We start from the raw sequence: 15,517 nt of genomic DNA, 5'->3' as shown, positions 1-15,517 counted from the left end.
TCCGTCTGAGGGAGTGGGGCTACTTCGGAGTGATGCGCTCGCCGCGATTGAAGCGGGCGCGGGCTTTCGAGAGGCTGTCTCGAATGGCTTTGCGATCAGGCTTGGGCTTCTGCCGAGGCCTGAGACGGGCGGGGTCGTTCCCCATTTCGATGCAGCCATGCGCGCGGGTCACGGCGCTGAAGGCTCGCTTGCTGGTCATGAACTCGCCGGTGCAGGGATGCTGCAAAGCGTCCATACTGTCGGTGATGACCATCGGCGTTGGCAGATCGGAGCGCTTCGGTGGCATCTGGCGGGCGTGATATTCATCACGTTCGACGAGCTTACCGATCGAGCGATCGAACACGTAGCTGGCACGGGTCAAGGCGATACTCCGGACAACAAAAAATCCGCCTTGAGCGGGCGGATTGCGACAGGCGTGAAATGAGACGAGACGGCGCGCTTGCGTCATGACGTCGCTCCAAGCGGGCGGGCTGCGTCCTATTGCCAGCTACGTGCAGGCTGCAGTTAGTACGGCTGATGAATCCGCTCGGTAAGAAAATAAATTCCGTGGAGCGTGCCTACAGCCAAGGCGCTGACAGGAAGCACAACTAGCAACAAAATGAAGGCATTGCTCACTTCATAGGTAAGACGGCCATACTCAAGTGTAAGCATCCATGTTTTAATCGTTGCCGCAGTTGGCTGAAGGGCGTTGAGCGCGAGCAGCAGGGCACAGAGCGCGAGAGAAAGCGTAGTCAAATAGGAAAAGAGATATGTCAGGAGCATTCGCCTCGTAAGAACGACGGGCCCGCTTACGCCTTTGACGACGACATCGATCGTGGGGGCGCCTGGTCCGTCGATCTCGTTGTCCATACCCGGGCGATCGAAAGTCGCGACCGCAGCTAAGGCCGCAAAATAAAACCCCGGCAAAGTCCCTATGACTGAAAGTAGGTTTCCAAAAAGATTATCTTTTCCAAATAAAGGAGGTCGATCTGGAACAACAAAATAGGCAGCCCCGAACAACATCGTCCCTACTATAGGCAGTATCGTGGCGTACCACTTTAACTGCGAGTGCTTAATCGATCGATAGGCCAGCCCTCTGGTCAACTCATACCACATAGCGCGCCCCGCGTTCCCTAAACGTTCCCCTATCACACATTCCGACTGGCTAGCAAATGTGGCAAGGCTAGGGCTACCAAATGCAATACGACCGTGTTTGAGGAACTGGCAAGCCGTGGAGCAATCCCTTTCAGCATCACAGAACGGATATAGAGATCGTCGGTAGGAGTTCCTGTCTCGCTATCAATTTTGACGGTCACAGATCTCTTCGTTTCTGGCAATTTGAAAGATATCTTAGCATTCGGATAATCTTTGGCCTGACCGGTGATTGCACTTTTAAGCGATTTCCAAACTTCGACCGGCTTACTATCATGATCGACAGTAAGTTTGAGCTGAGTTTCTTGTTTACGAAGAAAAGGCGCCCTCCCGAGCGGCGTGAGCGGCTCTGTTTTGATCAGAACTACGCCACTTAACGTACCACGCTCTAGGTCGGACACGAGGCTCTCTGAGGGATGACCGAGAAGTTCGATTCGCGGAAGGTGACTGACACGGCGAAGTTTACCATCTCGTGTGCGCCTTCCCCGGGGATCATCAATTTCAAATACAGACGGATCATCTGTGTACTGAAGATGTAAGATGTAATTTAGAACGCGACGAATCTCTCGATAGTTTAGACCCTGTATTTGCTCGACTATGGCACTATAGGTATTAACCTTATCGACCTCCGGTAACATTGAAATTAATATATGAGCCCCTAAATCATTACCATCTTTTAATTTTTTACGATGCTGAATAAATGTTCCAGTAGTAGTATTTGAATATACCGCGTCAGGCGCTTTCAAATCAGAAAGCCTAACGATCATATTTACAGTATTATTGTTCTTGTCGACCTGGATGTCGCCCAGAATCAATTGAGCCGACCCTTTTCTTATCTCCTGCGTAACCTGGCCAAGCGCAAAATACTTTTGCCAGACCGCCACGAGTTCGCGCATTTCTGGAAGTTTTGCGTCAATCGTTTGCGACGCGATCTCGCAATCGAAGAAAAAGAAACTTCTCTCGTCGCTCTTCATAGATCCCCCACAGGAGCGTGAAGCAAGCCGCTGTGGATCGACGAGTCAATCGGCTCTGCCAATGCCGAAGTGTAAAACTGGGATAATTGGGCTTGGCGAGCGAAATTTCCTGCTACCCCGCCTTCACGATCGGCACTACCCCGTCTTTCGCACCGCCAAATTTCGGACGCGGAAGGTGAAATCGACCGCCACCGATTGCTTCATGTTGACCTGAAGCCCGGCAAGGATGCCGGATTCGGTGCCGTCGATCGTGACGTTGGTGTTGCCGTTCCAAGTGCCCGCGATCGGCGCTGTCAGGCCTGCGAGCACCGTATCGAGCACACCCGAACTCTCGATGCCGAAGGTCTGCGCTGTCAGATCGAATTTGCCGGATGGCAGGTTTCGCTGAAGCATCAGCGCAAGACCGCACAGACCGGTGCCGTTAGCGTCGATCTCGAACTCGCCGTACGCCCGCAGCACGTCGCCGACCGACAGGTTCGGGAGTATGGCGCCCGTGGCGAGGGGTACGAAGGTGAAGTTCGGGTTCGCTCCGGCCGCCGTGTTGCCGTTGACACGGACCTGCCACCAGTTGCCGGTCGCGGTGGTGACGAAGGAGCCCGTCGCCGTCAGCGTCGTTCCCGTGCCCGTCGCTCCGTATTGCGAACCGACCGCTGGCCGAGCGCCCGCGAGCGCGATCCTTCCGGAATCCAGCGACCCCGACCAAGGCGTAGAGGACTGCGTCAGCGTGCCGGTATCGCCCAGCAGGTTTCCGCTCGGATTGTTCGCCGCATCGTAGACGTCGCCGCGCCGTCCGATCGCGGGGTAGCCTTGCGGGAAGCCGAGCCCGTCGAGAACCTTCAGCACGCGCAGCGCCTGCGGATAGGCGCCCAGAGCCGACGAATGGACGCCGTCCTGCGTCTTCGCCGAGATCACGTCGCCCGGGGTGGCCGTGGTCGACATATCGACCATGTCTTGCCAGAGATCGACGGCGAAGACCTTGCCAGGCCAAAGCGCCGGTGCCGTGCGCGTCAGCCAATCCACCCACGCGAGCTGGAACGCGAGCTGTTGGCCTGCAAGCCGAGTCGACGGGAACGTCGCGCTGCCGGCTGGGATCTCCGAAATCGCCAGCACCACCTTGCCGGCGGCAGTGATCGCGTTGAAGTCGCGCGTGGCCTTGGCGATCGAGGTCGAGAGCGCGACGGCGTTGGCTCGGTCATTCCGGCCGCTCCAATAGGCGACGATGCTGGCCGGGCAGGCAATGGCGTTCTGAAGCTGCGTTTTGCCGATGCCGATACCGGACGGGTTCGACGCCAGCGTCAGCACTGTGTCTCCGATATCCGAAACCAGCGAGCCGGAGACCGCGAATTTGCAGTCCTCAGTGAAGATGAAGCGCCCCTTCGAGAGCGCGCTGACCCAGCCCGGCCACGCCCAAACCCACTGCTGCGAGACACGCACGTTATTGCCACTCGGCAATTGGCCCAGCGCCTGGTCGAGCATGGAATGGCCGATCAGAGCCACCTTGTTGCTGGTCGGCCGGGCGCGCGCCGAGGACGGCACGTCGAGCAGCACGCCGTCGCCGGTCACAAGCGTGACGGGAGCGCCGTTATTCACAAGAGTTACGGGCGTTGCCATCAAGCGGCCTCTCGATCTGGGGCGGGTGGCTGCGGCGTCGGGGCCGCAACGATCTTCGCGAGCTGGGCGCGCAGGATTTCGAGGCGGATCACGCCCTCTTCCATTGCCTGCTGATGCTTCTGCGCTGCGGCAGCGCGGTCATCTTCGAGGGCCTGACGCCGGGTCGCGGCTTCCATCGCCTTCATGTCCAGTTCGTCAGCGCGGGCCTTGGCCTTGGCCTCTTCCTCGGCCTGACGCGCCTGCATGTCCTGCACGTCGCGCGCGGCCTTCACGTCCGCTTCCTGCTTGCGGATAGAGGCATCGGACGCCTTGATCTGCTGTTCGCCCTCGGCGGCCTTCGCAGTGGCCTCGGCCTGCGCCTGGGCAGCCATGGCGGCCGGGTCGGGCTGCTGCTGGCCAGCGCTCGCCTGCCGGGCCTTCAGCCCCTCGACGAACTGGTCAACGACGCCGTCGAGCTGGCGGCCGACCCGGAACTGCTGCTGGGCGAACCGGATCGTCTCGCCGATCAGCGGCCCGACCTCGGGGATCTCCTGGATTGCCGGCACTGCCTGGGCAAGCAGGCCGCCCATGGCCGTCAGGTATTCGGTCGCACGCTGCTTCTGCGCATTCTCGTCCGGCTCGATGGTGGAATCGGTCTCGATGTCGAGGATGAAAGGCCGGGTGCGCTGATCGCGCAGCAGCTTCATCACCGCCTCGATCGTCGGCTGCCCCTTCAGCTTCTCCGCCTGCTCAAGCAGCTCCTTGATCTGGCCCTGCGCCTGCTCGACAAGCTGCTTGGCCTGGTCGGGGTGCTGCTGCGCGAGCTGCTGCGTCTCGGGGTCGGCCATCTCGCGACGAACGGACGCCTCGATCTGCTTCGCCTGCTGCTCAAGTGGCTTGATCTGCTTCGCCATGTCGGCTTCGCTCGGGATGTCCATCTGGGACATGTCCAGCAGCGTCGCCTTGTCGAAGTTCTCCGCCATGATCTCAGCGGCGATGCGCGTCAGGTCACGCGCGACGCGGATCAACTCTTCCTGCCGATCGCGGATGCGGATCGAACCGTACTGGCTCTTGAGCTGCTGTGCCGTCGCCGTCTCGCTGGCCGCCGTGGCGCCGCGCATGATGTCGGACAGGCCGGTGATCTGGTAGATATCGTCGATCACCTGCCGGCGCAGTTCGATCAGCGTCTTGACGACCGTGGCGACATCGACGACCGGCAGCCACAGGATGGTATCCTTGAGGGCGCCGCCCGCCCCAGTCGCTGCCCAATTCGCCACGCCCACCAGGACCGCGTTGTCGGAGGTGTTCTTGACCGCCGCCTCGATCGCGTCCGCGAGGTCGCTGGCGCCGGACGGATAGAAGCCGCGAACCTTGATTGCGTCCGTCAGCGCATCGATCCGCGCGGTGAGCTGGTTCACCTCTTCGAGCTGGTCTTTGTAGAACGAAACGTCCGGGACCGGCACCAGCGAGCGACGCTGCAGCGTGGCATAGGCCGGGCGCGGGCAAGGGAAGAACCCTTCGAGCGTCAGGTGCGGCTTGCCCTCGTCGAGCATGACCTCGCAGCCGTCCACGACCCACACGACTTTGTTGTGCGTCTTCGACCAGATTTCCCAGACGCCGGCCTTGCTCAGTCCATCGTCGGCGCCCTGGTCGCGCGCGTCCTTCCGAATGCCATAGCTGGCGTTCTGATAAGCCTTGCCGCTGATCGAGCTGAAGCGCTTGCGCATCTCCGCGCGGGTGAGCCATGACCGCTTTGCGACCCAGCCGACCTCGGCCCATTTCCGCGCCGGATCGTGCAGGAAGTCGCCGCGATCGACATGCTCGATGCAGGCGCGCTCGGTGGTGGTGTCGCTCTGCTTCTTCGTCTCGTATCGCACCCACGGCGCGCCACGACCGGCAATCACCAGGTCGTCTCGGACCTGCTTCATCACGTCGTCGATGCTGCCCATCTCGAACGCGACCGTCGTCGACCGTTCCAGCAGTTCCGACGCCAGGCGATAGAGCGGCCGGCCATCCTGGAACCGAGGCACCACTACCGGCACGGGCGGACGCGAATACACAGAAGGCTTCAGGACCTCGATATTGGCCCAGAACATCTGGAATTCGCGGTCGCGGCCGGTATTCGAGAGCTTTTCGAGATCGGCATACAGCTTGTCGATGCCGTTGCAGCGCGTCTGATAGGGCTCGAAAGCCTTCTGCGCCGTCTCGATCGCCTTCAGCCAGGAACGCGCGGATTTGGGCGCTTTGCCCTCCGCAACGTCCTCGGCATCGTCGATGTCGGGTTCATCTGCCATCAGATCCTGATCCTCACGCCGGAAGCCGGCATCGGAGGCTGCGGCAGCAGCACCTGGCCGGGCTTGGGCTTCGGCAGCTCGGGCGGCGGCGCCTTGCGCTCATACGGCCGGGACATGCACGCGTAGCGGACCTCGTCCGCCGGGTGGTCTTCCATATGCGTGTTCAGGTCTTCCGGGCGGTCTTCGTCGTGCTGAAGTGCCGGGATGGTCCTGATCGCGTGAATGCAGGTCTCGAAGAACAGCAGCATCGGCCGGCCGTCTTCGTCGCCGTCGAGCCGGGAGCGCATTTGGTCCCAGCCGCCCATAGCGCCGCGATAGGCGACACGGGCATTGTCGGCTCGGCGGAAGGTCGCCCCGTTCGCCCCGTTCGTGCCGCGCATCATGCGCTCATGGATCGAAGGGCCGCCGTCCTCGCTGAAGGCCGCAGGATCGAGCACGCCGTAGCTGATCGGGTCGCCACCATCCTTGACGCGGACACCGGCGCCGACCGCCTCGGCATTCATCTTCAGGCCGACGTCGGGAATGTACTTCCCTTCCTTGTCGGTCCTGATCCCGTACCACTCGCGATATCGAACCAGCGCACCGCGCGGGATGACGACGCCAGGACCGGCGATGAAGTCTTCCGACGCCACCGCGTACCAGCCGAAGCTGAAAGGCTTCGCGGAACCCCAGTCGCCCGCCCTGAACCGCATCCAGTGGTCAGGAATCGGGAACGGCTTGATGGCGTGCCGATCCTTGCGGAAGTTGTCGAAGAACGCACCTTCGACGATGTCCCAATCGCCATATCGCATCGCCCGAACGAGGCTGTCCGAACCAAGGCCGGCGAGGCGCGCTTCATAGCCGGGATCGTTGTCGTTCATGCTCGGGTTGTCTTCGAGCCGGGCCGGAATGAACTGACGGAGCATGCCGCCTTCGCTATCCGGCGCGCGATAGACCCGCATCGGCCGCACGCCGTCGATGAAGGTTGCCTTGACGAACTGGTGCCCGATTCCGCCAGGGTTCGCGCCGCAGATGATGCGCGGGAACAGCCCGGCATACTGTTCAGGCAGGTTAATGCCGACCATGCGGACGCGGTTGCGCAGGAAGCGGTAAATCTTGTCGGTGAAGTGCGTCAGCTCGTCGATCAGCAGGACGTGGATCTCGGCGCCCTGATATTTGAACCGGTGCTTCTCATGCTGGCAGTGGCAGAGGTAGATCTTGCTGCCGTTCCAGAACCTGATTTCGTCCTCGACGATCCGGCAGAAGCCGCAGGCCTCCCAGCCCGAGAGCAGGTTCCGAAACCCGCTCGGGCCTTCCATGTGGTTCTTGATCAGGTCGTCATAGGTGCGACGGAACAGATAGACCTGAAGGCCTGGGATGGCCGCGCACCACAGAATGGCCGCCAGCCGCATCAGGTGAGACTTGCCGCCGCCGGCCGCGCCGCCGAACAGGATCTCCGTTGCAGTGCTCTCAAGCGCGGCCATCTGCTTCGGATGCAGATCGGCCTTAAGCTTGGCGTCAGCCTCGCTTGCCATTGATCTCGATGATGGGCGTCAGCTTCAGCTCGCCGCTATGGTCGAGCTGGACCTTGTCGCCGTACTTCTTCGGCTGCAGCTTGCCAGCCATCCATTTGCGAGCATCGATCCGGAGAGCAGAGCGGCGCAGCGCCTCGCCGTTCTCCTGCCAACTGATAATCTCGCCCGCGTCGTTCCGCTTCGCCATCCAGTCATTGCGACCGTCGTCGGCGATGTCGAGCATATCGTCGAACATGGCGTCGGCCTGAGCCTCGCGCGCGACCGCGTATTGGTCGCGGAACGCCTCGTTGGCAGCCAGCCAGCGAAAGACAGTCGCCTTGTTCGGCATGTCCTCGCCGTCGCAGATCGACCGCAGGCTCTCGCCGTCCGATAGGCGCTCGCAGATGGCGTCGCCCATCGCTTGCGTGAATTCAGACGCCCGAGGCATCGCTCAGCTCGCCATCTTCAGGCTGGGCTGCCACCGCGCGCGGATATCGGCGAGCTTTGCCGCCCATTCCTCAGAGGTCGGCATCGGCTCGCTCACGGGGAAGGACACCAGCATCGTGCGCTGTTGCGGTCCACCGCGCCCGAGCATCCATCCGTGGACGCCATGCCGAAGCATGTCGGTGCGGTAGATCACGCGGTCGATCGACGCGAGGTCGTGGGTGATCTCGGCGAGTGTCATTGGGTTCACCGTCTGAGGGTGCGGAAATAAAAAACCCCGCCGGTGAGGGCGGGGCTTGATGGTGCGACCAAAAGCTATCTCAGGGAAGAACCTGCCCTGTCATCGCGGATACCGCGTGCACGAATGCCGTGAGGATTTGCCTGTCCGAGAGGCTGCTGTTGAATATCGGGAAGTCGGTTGCGTTGCCGGCTGGGCCACAGCCGTAACCTTCTGTGCGCACCACATTCAGATAGCGACCGGTCTTCGCCCAATCTTTATCCGAGCCAGTCCGATCCTGAATCCAGGCCAGCTTGAAGGCGACGTTTCCGACCTCCCATTCGATCTTAGCTTGGCCTTTGCCGTCCGTTCCAAACTTCATTTTACGGTCTCCACAGAGTTTCCACCGCAGAGAACCCCACGAGCGTCGTTAATTCAGCCCTCTTCCAGAAAATAATTTCGGATGGTCGCCCCAATCCAGAAGTCGGGCGACAATGGGCCGGGCGATACTGGCTTATCCCAACCAACGCGCCCGTTACCGGAACGCCGCATCCGAACCTTGAAACGAGAACGCCCGCGGGCCTTTCGGCTGCGGGCGCAATTCGGACGGCGCAATTACTGACACCGCGCAAGATTCTCGTCAAGCGTCTTGCGCAGATGCAAATTGTTTTCTGGTCAGCCTGCGAGGAAGGGACGCACCGCTGCCAGCACTTGGGACTTGCTCATCGGCTGATCCCTCGCGCCCTTCCATGGCCGCACTCCGCGCACGATACGGATCTCAGCGGCGTGCCTGGCTTCGACGGAATGGATACGCAGCGCTGTGGTCAATGCCGCATTGGAACCCATCAATGCCGGAGCTTGCCCTGCATAAGCCGCCACGCCTGTATCTTCGAACGTCTGCGCCACCGTTGCGAACGTCTTAAAATCGCGGAAGACGTTGGCGTATTTGCCACCGGCCGTAAAATCGAACTTGGGCTTGGCAACGGCGCCAAAACCAAGCGTCGACTGCAGCAGGGTGACGTGCGCCGTCTCATGTTGGCTGATCTGCCTGAACACAGACGAGAACCGATCCGGCACGACGCCCGCTCTCAGACCTTCGCGGTAGAACTCGTCTTCAAGGTACTCAAGCGTGAGTGCGAAATTCAGCACCTCGGCTACCTGGTTCGGCATGCCTTGGCCGAAGGCCTGGCTCGATACGGCTGCCAGAACGACGGGCGCCGATGCCGCCGCTCCCAGCTTTAGACTGGCGGAGCGAAAAAGGTCGCGGCGAGACGCAATCGCGCCGGTCAAATCCGGGTCGAGCGCCGATAGCAGGTGATTTTGATCTGTCATTGTCATATCCTTCGAATGGCGGTCAAACACACGGCGGCTCAGGGCAGCTGCGACGCGGTAACCGGAGTGGCGATGAAGGGGGCGGCCGACCTAAGCACTGCCGAAGGTGGATTAGCGACATCGACGCCGCCGCTGGTGACGACATCGTTGCCCGCGAAGGACGAAGTGAACGGCGCCAACATGTCACGGATCGTGGCCGCATGGCGTGCTTCGACTGAGACAATGGATCCGGCAGCCGCTAAGTAAGCCGGCGTCTGGATTGCCGCGCCACCGCCATTATAGGCTGAGACGCCGAGATCCTCGAAGGTCATCGCCGTTTTCAACACGCTGCTGCGGTCACCGAAATTGACCGCCGAGAAGTTGACCTGAAGGTCCGGAATCCGATTGGCGCCAAGTGCTTTCTTGAAGAACTCGCGATGGGCGATTTCGTGGTTTCGAATGTCAGCCAGGAGAGTCCGCTCATATGCGCTCATCCCCGCGTAGGGTGTTGCCATGACCTGCGTATAATAGGCTGCTTCCAATTGCTCCAACGCATAGGCGTAGTTCAGTACGCCTAGGTCTCCGCCGCCTAGATCGACCGCTCGTGATTGGGCAAAGGCTTGGCCGAGCTTCAGTCCCGGAATATCTGCACCGAAAGCGATGGCTGCGGTTGCTGCCACTCCGGCCCATTTCAAAAATGAACGCCGTTGTTGGCCTGAAATATCGTGCTCTGATTCCAGCTTCATAATACGTCTCCTCTTCAGGGTAGAGACGTCAAAACCAGCAATTGGCTCGATAAGTTCCAGAAATTTCTTTATATTTCAGTTGTTTAGCTAAATCGCGCCATAGCACCGCACCCGCAGAAAATCTCATCATGCGCGTCGATTAATCAGGTTTACGCATCCTGTGACCTTTTGGATCTCCCACTCGATGGCGAGATCAGCTGGCTGTAGAGGTTCATCGCAAAGCGAAACCTGAGATCGTGAACGAGAGCGGACATCTGACGCCCGCGCTGTGGTCTACGGACATGCCACCTCAGGTAACCCGAGATATACTCGCGCTGATCGAACGGGAAGCGTGATGGGTAGATAGAATGGGTCGGCCGCGGTCATCATCCGTCTAGACCCCAGTGCTCCACCAGATGAGACAACCCTTCGTCCAGCAGAGACTTTCCGCCGAAACCAACCGGGGCGATGTCCTGCTCGACGCAATCGCGAACGGCGATCAGGGCGGGGTCGGCCGCGCCACGCGCGAAGCTCCCGATGGCCTTATCCACCATGTCCGCGACCAGCTCGTCGTTCCGATCGGCGAAATCATCCCCGATCGATGCCCCTCCCCCGCTGACGCGCTGCAGGTTCGACAGCCCGGCTTTCGGATTGAACCTTGGGCCGCAATGCACGGCGCGCCATCGCTCGATCAGCGCCGCCCAGTTGCTGCCGGCGCCATACTGCTCGGGCGTGATCTTACGTTCCAGGAACAGCCGGCCGAGCTGCGTTCCCCATCGCTTGTCAGCCACGCCAGCCAGCGCGGCCGCACGAAGACGGGCGATCTGGTTCGGCTCTTCCTCCAGCATCTTGCGAGCCGACCGGCTCAAGCGGCCATTGGCCTCGCGCACACCTTCCTGAGGCTTCCGGCCCGCGCTGGCTTGGGCGGCGAGCACAGCAGCCTGCTTACTGAACTTTTGCGAACGTCCCGCCATCAGGTGCGGCCCTCCTGCAGGTCAAGTTTCGTCAAGGTGTCGGTCGCCTGGTGGTCGATCTGCTGAAAGGCCGACATCGCGACTCTGATCGCCGCCTCAAGTTCAGCGATCCGAGCGCCATAATTCTGGACGGTGCGCTGAAGGTCGCCGATCAGGGAAAGCAGATTGTTCTTCGAGACATCGGCCAGCATGCGCTTCACCGATTCCTGCTGCCTGAAAACAACCTGGTCGCCGGCCTCGCCGGAGAGCTTCGCCAGCGCCGGCGCGACATGCCTGACGATCACGCGGATGATAGGGTGCTCGCCGCCGTGGCGCTCGTATTCTTGGGGATTGAGCCCGTAGTCGGCGCAGATCGCGCGGGCTATGGCCCGAGCTTGGGCCTCAACCGGTGGTGGCACAGCGGTTTCGCAGCGGTGCGGGGGCGGTGAAGGGGCGGCGCTGCTCATCCCGCAGCCCTCCGCTGCATGGCGGCAAATAGTTCCTCCGGCTCGCGCAGGAAGCCGTCGCCGTCGACCAGGTACATCCTGCTGTTCCACTCGACGTAGGACTGAGGCAGGGCGGCGTTGTTCGCCGGCCGGCTCATCAGCAAGTCGCGGAAGCGCAAGGCCTTGGCCTGTGCTGCTTCGATCGCGTCTGCCGCATCGATGGCGATGCCGGCGAGCACTTCGCTCATAGCGTCGGCTGGCCCGCCATCCGGCATCATGTGCGCGACATCGCGGAGGTTGGCGGCGATCTGCTCAGGTGTGATCTTCGTCATGCCGCGTCCGCCTTCAATGCATCGTTCCAGTCGGTGTCGACGTCCGGCGGGATTTCGACCCGCACCGTCAGCTTTGCGTTCGCCAGGCGGCGCGCGAGCGCGAAGGCCGCTTGCTGACCGGTGAAATTCGCGTCGTTGTCGCCGAACACGACGATTTCGGTGGCTTCCTCCGGAGGCTGCCAAGCCATGAGCGCGCCGGCATTGAGCGCGGCCCAGCACGGCACGCTGAAGAGCTGCGTCGCCGAGAGCGCGGTCTCGATGCCCTCGGCGATGCCGATCGTCGCGGCCGGATTCGTCAGCCGGATCGCCCCGCCCTTCGCCAGATCGCCAGGCATGAGGAGGCGGGGCTCCGGAACGTCGGCCTTCGCGCCGAACGGCGTCAGGTAGGTCTTGTGCAGGGTTGACGGCTTGCCGTCCGGAGCCAGGAACTTCGCCACCATCGCCGGGTGATGGCCCTCGTCCTTGTAGCGGCAGTGCTCGACGTGTCGGATGAAGCGAGGGAACCGCTGCAGCCTGATGCCGCGGCCGGTGAGATAGAGCGAAACCGGGTCGCCCTCGGCGAGCGTGAGACCGACGCCCCAGAGGTCGTTGTTCAGACGCTTGATCCAGTCGTCATTGCCCTTCCGGGACGGCCTGATCTCAGCCTTGACCTGCCCGACGATCAGCTCGATCTCGCGCGCCGACTCGGCAAAGCCCCATCCCCTCACCTTTTCCAGCAGCTTGAAGCCATCGCCGGCGCCGCACTGGTTGCAAATCCAGTTGCCGTATCCGGTCTTCCCGGCCTGATCCTTGTTGTCGAAACGAAACCGGTCCGTCCCGCCGCAGGCTGGGCATGGCCCGTGCTTGCCGGACAACAACTTTGCGTCGATACCGAAGCGCGGCAGCAGCTCGCGCCACTTTCCCCGGGCCCTGTCGCGAAGGGACTCGCTCATGCGGCGCTCCGCTTCGCGAATGCGATCTGACGGCTCTTCACCCAGCGCCAGACGTCGGCCGTCGCCTCGCGGACGGTGCTGTTCATGCCGTTGGGCCAGACGCCGAACCGCTCGCGGTATTTGTTGCTGGTCCAGCCCGAGGAATAGCCGCGCTGGTCGGCGATATAGGCGAGCATCGAATACCAGCGCTGTTTCTCGGCGCGATCGGCCTTCACCTTGCCAGCCGTCAGCTCGAGCAAATCGCCGTCTTCGCAAACGATCTCAGACTGGCGCGTCGGCTCGAATCCGCACACCGGGCAGGTCCGGACCTTCGGCGGCTTCAGGAACGTGCAGCTCCCGCATTCCTTCGGCAGCGCTTCCTTGGCTTTCCGGTCGCTGGCCGTGACCCGCTTCGTGCCATCGTCGAGCTTCTGGTGCGTGATGTCGGTTACGAAGCCGAGCCGCAGATGGGTGTCGCTGTGGTCCAGGATCAGGCAATCGTCCTTGCCGTCCGCGCGGCGCAGGCCTCGCCCGATGATCTGGACGAAGAGCATTTCCGACTTGGTCGGCCGCGCCAGCACCACGCAACGCACGTCCCAATCGACGCCCGTCGTCATCGTGCCGATGTTGCAGACGACCTTGATCTCGCCGGTGTGGAATTTCGTGCGGATCTCGTCGCGCTCGTCCGTGCTGGTGTTCGCGTCGACATAGGCCGATGGGATGCCAGCCTGCAGGAACGTGCCGTGCAACGCGGCGGCATGCGCACGGTCGACGGCAAAGACGAACGTCGGCCGGTCTTCGCCCATCTTCCGCCATGTCTCGACGACGTCGGCGACAAGCGCGGGCTGGTTCATTGCCTCAGAAAGCTCGCCCTCGTGGAAGTCGCCCGCGACAGTCCGAACACCGGTCAGATCGGGGTGCGCAGGCGCGAAGACGCGGAAGCGGGCGAGATACCCGGCTTCGATCAGATCGGACGTGGACGCCGCGATGATCAGGTCGTCGAAATGCTTGCCCAGCCCCTTCGTCCAGGGCGTAGCGCTCAAGCCGATGAAGGGGACGCGCTGCCATTCCGGCGTCGCCATCCAGCGGCCGTAGAAATCGAACCAGCGATGCGCCTCGTCGATCACGACGACATCGGCCTCGGGCAGGTGCCGGCGCATCAGCGTCTGCACGCTCGCGATCTGCACCGGCCGGAAGCTACTCGTCAGCTCATGGTCGCCCTGGATCACGCCGACGTCGGTAATGCCCTCGTTCGCAAAGGCCTCGACGGTCTGGTCGACCAGCGAGAGCGCCGGGACGCAGAACACCACCCGCTTGTCCTTGCGCAGCGCGCCGTTGACCACCGCAGCCGACAACAGCGTCTTGCCGAATCCGGTCGGGGCCTGAAGCATCGGGCGCCGCCGGCCCTGGCCAAGGGAATGCCTCAAAAGGTCGAGCGCTCGGGTCTGATGGGGATGAAGCGGGCGCATCAGAACGGCTCGTCCTCATGCGGCATCGTCATCGCCGGGGCGGCCAGTCGGCGTTGCCCTCGCGTGTATCCTCTACCTGTAGAGACCTGAGTCTCTCCATGGCTGGAAACCTGTTGGCGGTTCACTGACGGTTTATGTGCCAACCTGTCACTAGGTTTTGGACACCGTGTCACATGGCTGATGTCACCAAGTGACGCTTTGTCACCTGGTTCGATCGGGAGCCGCATGAGGTTCGATTCGCGCCGGCCATCGTCGCGCGGCGGACGCCGGAATATCTGGATCAGGCCAGCCTTTTCGAGAGCCGCGATCGCGCGGATGATGGACCTGACGCTCAGGTCAGTGTCGCGGGCGATGCGGGCCTGCGATGGCCAAGCATAGCCGTCCTCGTTCACATAGTCGGCGATCGCGACCAGTACGCTTTTCTGAGAGGCGCTGCCGGCCTTCTGCTTCTTCGCCCAGGTACGGGCCTCGGCGCTCAAAACTGCGCCTCCGGCAGAAGCGCCTGAAGAGCATCGATGAGCCGCGGCAAGTTCTGCGGTTGCACGACGATGACGGAATCGAAGCTCGAGACCTGCGGATCACCGGGCTGTTCGATAACGATCTCTCCGGTTTCCCAGGTTGAAACGGAAACCGGGTCTTGCGCAGGAATGCACACGGTCACGACTGCACCTCCGGCAAAGAGTCGAGCAGCGCGTTTGTGCTAGCGTCGAGCTTTCGGATAGCGGCATGAAACTGAGCTTCGTTACCGACCCTCAGCCAGTGGCGGGCCTCCCCAAGATGCGCGATCGCCCAGTCAATAGAACTATCCAGGAACTCGCTCGACGGGATGCCTTCGCCCGGCGCCATTTGAGGCTGATCGGGGCTCATCGCGCGGCCCTCGCGCGTGGCGCGGGACGCGCATCTGCACGCATGTGCGAGGGGCTTGTTTCGAGTGCAGGCGGCCAGAACTGCGGACAGAGCTGACCACGGGTGACCCGATAGCCGGTAGCGGCTTCGATCTTGATGGCTGTGTCAGCCGTGATCCGCTGCTCGTCACGCAAAAGTCGCGAGATGTGTTGCTGCGAAAGGCCGGATAGGTCGGCCAACTTCCCCTGCGAGCCTGCTACATCGATGGCCTGGGCAATCGCTTGGTTCATGTTCGTTTACCACCTTTCCGCCAACTAATAGCGTGAAGGGAGTAACAATGTAAAGTGTGAAGACGCCTCACTCTTTTACGAGTAGAATACG

20 protein-coding genes are annotated in these 15,517 nt (G+C 61.8%); all 20 read right to left on the bottom strand.

Annotated features, from left to right (window positions below; translation table 11 throughout):
- Nucleotides 1–19: 19 nt before the first annotated feature.
- Nucleotides 20–361, bottom strand: a complete 342-nt coding sequence (locus AC1DR6_RS03810; RefSeq protein WP_476827865.1) for a hypothetical protein — start codon at nt 359–361, stop codon at nt 20–22.
- Between the two features lie 143 nt (nt 362–504).
- Nucleotides 505–1,095 (bottom strand): hypothetical protein, encoded by a 591-nt coding sequence (locus AC1DR6_RS03805; protein ID WP_476827864.1) that lies wholly within the window; start codon nt 1,093–1,095, stop codon nt 505–507.
- A gap of 32 nt (nt 1,096–1,127) precedes the next feature.
- Complete coding sequence (locus AC1DR6_RS03800) at nt 1,128–2,105, bottom strand: hypothetical protein (protein ID WP_476827863.1); 978 nt, start codon at nt 2,103–2,105, stop codon at nt 1,128–1,130.
- Between the two features lie 135 nt (nt 2,106–2,240).
- Nucleotides 2,241–3,716: a hypothetical protein gene (locus AC1DR6_RS03795; protein ID WP_476827862.1), complete on the bottom strand. Its 1,476-nt coding sequence runs from the start codon at nt 3,714–3,716 to the stop codon at nt 2,241–2,243.
- Nucleotides 3,716–5,989 (bottom strand): hypothetical protein, encoded by a 2,274-nt coding sequence (locus tag AC1DR6_RS03790; RefSeq protein WP_476827861.1) that lies wholly within the window; start codon nt 5,987–5,989, stop codon nt 3,716–3,718. Before AC1DR6_RS03790 ends, AC1DR6_RS03795 begins: the two co-directional genes overlap by 1 nt.
- Nucleotides 5,989–7,503, bottom strand: coding sequence for a terminase (locus tag AC1DR6_RS03785; RefSeq protein ID WP_476827860.1), 1,515 nt, complete (start codon nt 7,501–7,503; stop codon nt 5,989–5,991). The genes AC1DR6_RS03790 and AC1DR6_RS03785 overlap by 1 nt, the downstream gene beginning before the upstream one ends.
- Entirely contained in the window at nt 7,487–7,930 is a 444-nt protein-coding gene (locus AC1DR6_RS03780) for a terminase small subunit-like protein (RefSeq protein ID WP_476827859.1), read from the bottom strand. Before AC1DR6_RS03780 ends, AC1DR6_RS03785 begins: the two co-directional genes overlap by 17 nt.
- Before the next feature lie 3 nt (nt 7,931–7,933).
- Nucleotides 7,934–8,167 carry a hypothetical protein gene (locus AC1DR6_RS03775; RefSeq protein ID WP_476827858.1) on the bottom strand — a complete coding sequence of 78 codons (234 nt, stop codon included), beginning with the start codon at nt 8,165–8,167 and terminating at the stop codon, nt 7,934–7,936.
- 79 nt (nt 8,168–8,246) lie between these two features.
- Nucleotides 8,247–8,525, bottom strand: a complete 279-nt coding sequence (locus AC1DR6_RS03770; protein WP_476827857.1) for a hypothetical protein — start codon at nt 8,523–8,525, stop codon at nt 8,247–8,249.
- Nucleotides 8,526–8,818: 293 nt separating this feature from the next.
- Entirely contained in the window at nt 8,819–9,475 is a 657-nt protein-coding gene (locus AC1DR6_RS03765) for a ferritin-like domain-containing protein (RefSeq protein ID WP_476827856.1), read from the bottom strand.
- Between the two features lie 38 nt (nt 9,476–9,513).
- Complete coding sequence (locus tag AC1DR6_RS03760; RefSeq protein WP_476827855.1) at nt 9,514–10,200, bottom strand: ferritin-like domain-containing protein; 687 nt, start codon at nt 10,198–10,200, stop codon at nt 9,514–9,516.
- A 365-nt stretch (nt 10,201–10,565) separates the two neighbouring features.
- Nucleotides 10,566–11,153, bottom strand: coding sequence for a hypothetical protein (locus tag AC1DR6_RS03755; protein WP_476827854.1), 588 nt, complete (start codon nt 11,151–11,153; stop codon nt 10,566–10,568).
- A complete protein-coding gene (locus tag AC1DR6_RS03750) occupies nt 11,153–11,599 on the bottom strand; it encodes a hypothetical protein (protein WP_476827853.1) in 447 nt (148 codons plus the stop codon). The genes AC1DR6_RS03755 and AC1DR6_RS03750 overlap by 1 nt, the downstream gene beginning before the upstream one ends.
- Nucleotides 11,596–11,910 carry a hypothetical protein gene (locus AC1DR6_RS03745; protein ID WP_476827852.1) on the bottom strand — a complete coding sequence of 105 codons (315 nt, stop codon included), beginning with the start codon at nt 11,908–11,910 and terminating at the stop codon, nt 11,596–11,598. The genes AC1DR6_RS03750 and AC1DR6_RS03745 overlap by 4 nt, the downstream gene beginning before the upstream one ends.
- On the bottom strand, nt 11,907–12,842 hold the full coding sequence (locus AC1DR6_RS03740) for a toprim domain-containing protein (RefSeq protein ID WP_476827851.1): 936 nt from the start codon (nt 12,840–12,842) through the stop codon (nt 11,907–11,909). The genes AC1DR6_RS03745 and AC1DR6_RS03740 overlap by 4 nt, the downstream gene beginning before the upstream one ends.
- The gene (locus tag AC1DR6_RS03735) at nt 12,839–14,290 is read right to left on the bottom strand and encodes a DEAD/DEAH box helicase (RefSeq protein ID WP_476827850.1); all 1,452 of its coding nucleotides are present in this window, start codon (nt 14,288–14,290) and stop codon (nt 12,839–12,841) included. Before AC1DR6_RS03735 ends, AC1DR6_RS03740 begins: the two co-directional genes overlap by 4 nt.
- On the bottom strand, nt 14,290–14,769 hold the full coding sequence (locus tag AC1DR6_RS03730) for a helix-turn-helix domain-containing protein (protein WP_476827849.1): 480 nt from the start codon (nt 14,767–14,769) through the stop codon (nt 14,290–14,292). The genes AC1DR6_RS03735 and AC1DR6_RS03730 overlap by 1 nt, the downstream gene beginning before the upstream one ends.
- Nucleotides 14,766–14,951, bottom strand: coding sequence for a hypothetical protein (locus tag AC1DR6_RS03725; protein WP_476827848.1), 186 nt, complete (start codon nt 14,949–14,951; stop codon nt 14,766–14,768). Before AC1DR6_RS03725 ends, AC1DR6_RS03730 begins: the two co-directional genes overlap by 4 nt.
- Nucleotides 14,948–15,157 (bottom strand): hypothetical protein, encoded by a 210-nt coding sequence (locus AC1DR6_RS03720; protein ID WP_476827847.1) that lies wholly within the window; start codon nt 15,155–15,157, stop codon nt 14,948–14,950. Before AC1DR6_RS03720 ends, AC1DR6_RS03725 begins: the two co-directional genes overlap by 4 nt.
- Nucleotides 15,154–15,426, bottom strand: coding sequence for a YdaS family helix-turn-helix protein (locus tag AC1DR6_RS03715; RefSeq protein WP_476827846.1), 273 nt, complete (start codon nt 15,424–15,426; stop codon nt 15,154–15,156). Before AC1DR6_RS03715 ends, AC1DR6_RS03720 begins: the two co-directional genes overlap by 4 nt.
- Nucleotides 15,427–15,517 lie beyond the last annotated feature (91 nt).

It is taken from the genome of Allobosea sp. P5_A5 (assembly GCF_056400625.1).
Note: the sequence above shows the minus strand (reverse complement) of the source record. Positions and strands in the feature narration are given on the sequence as shown.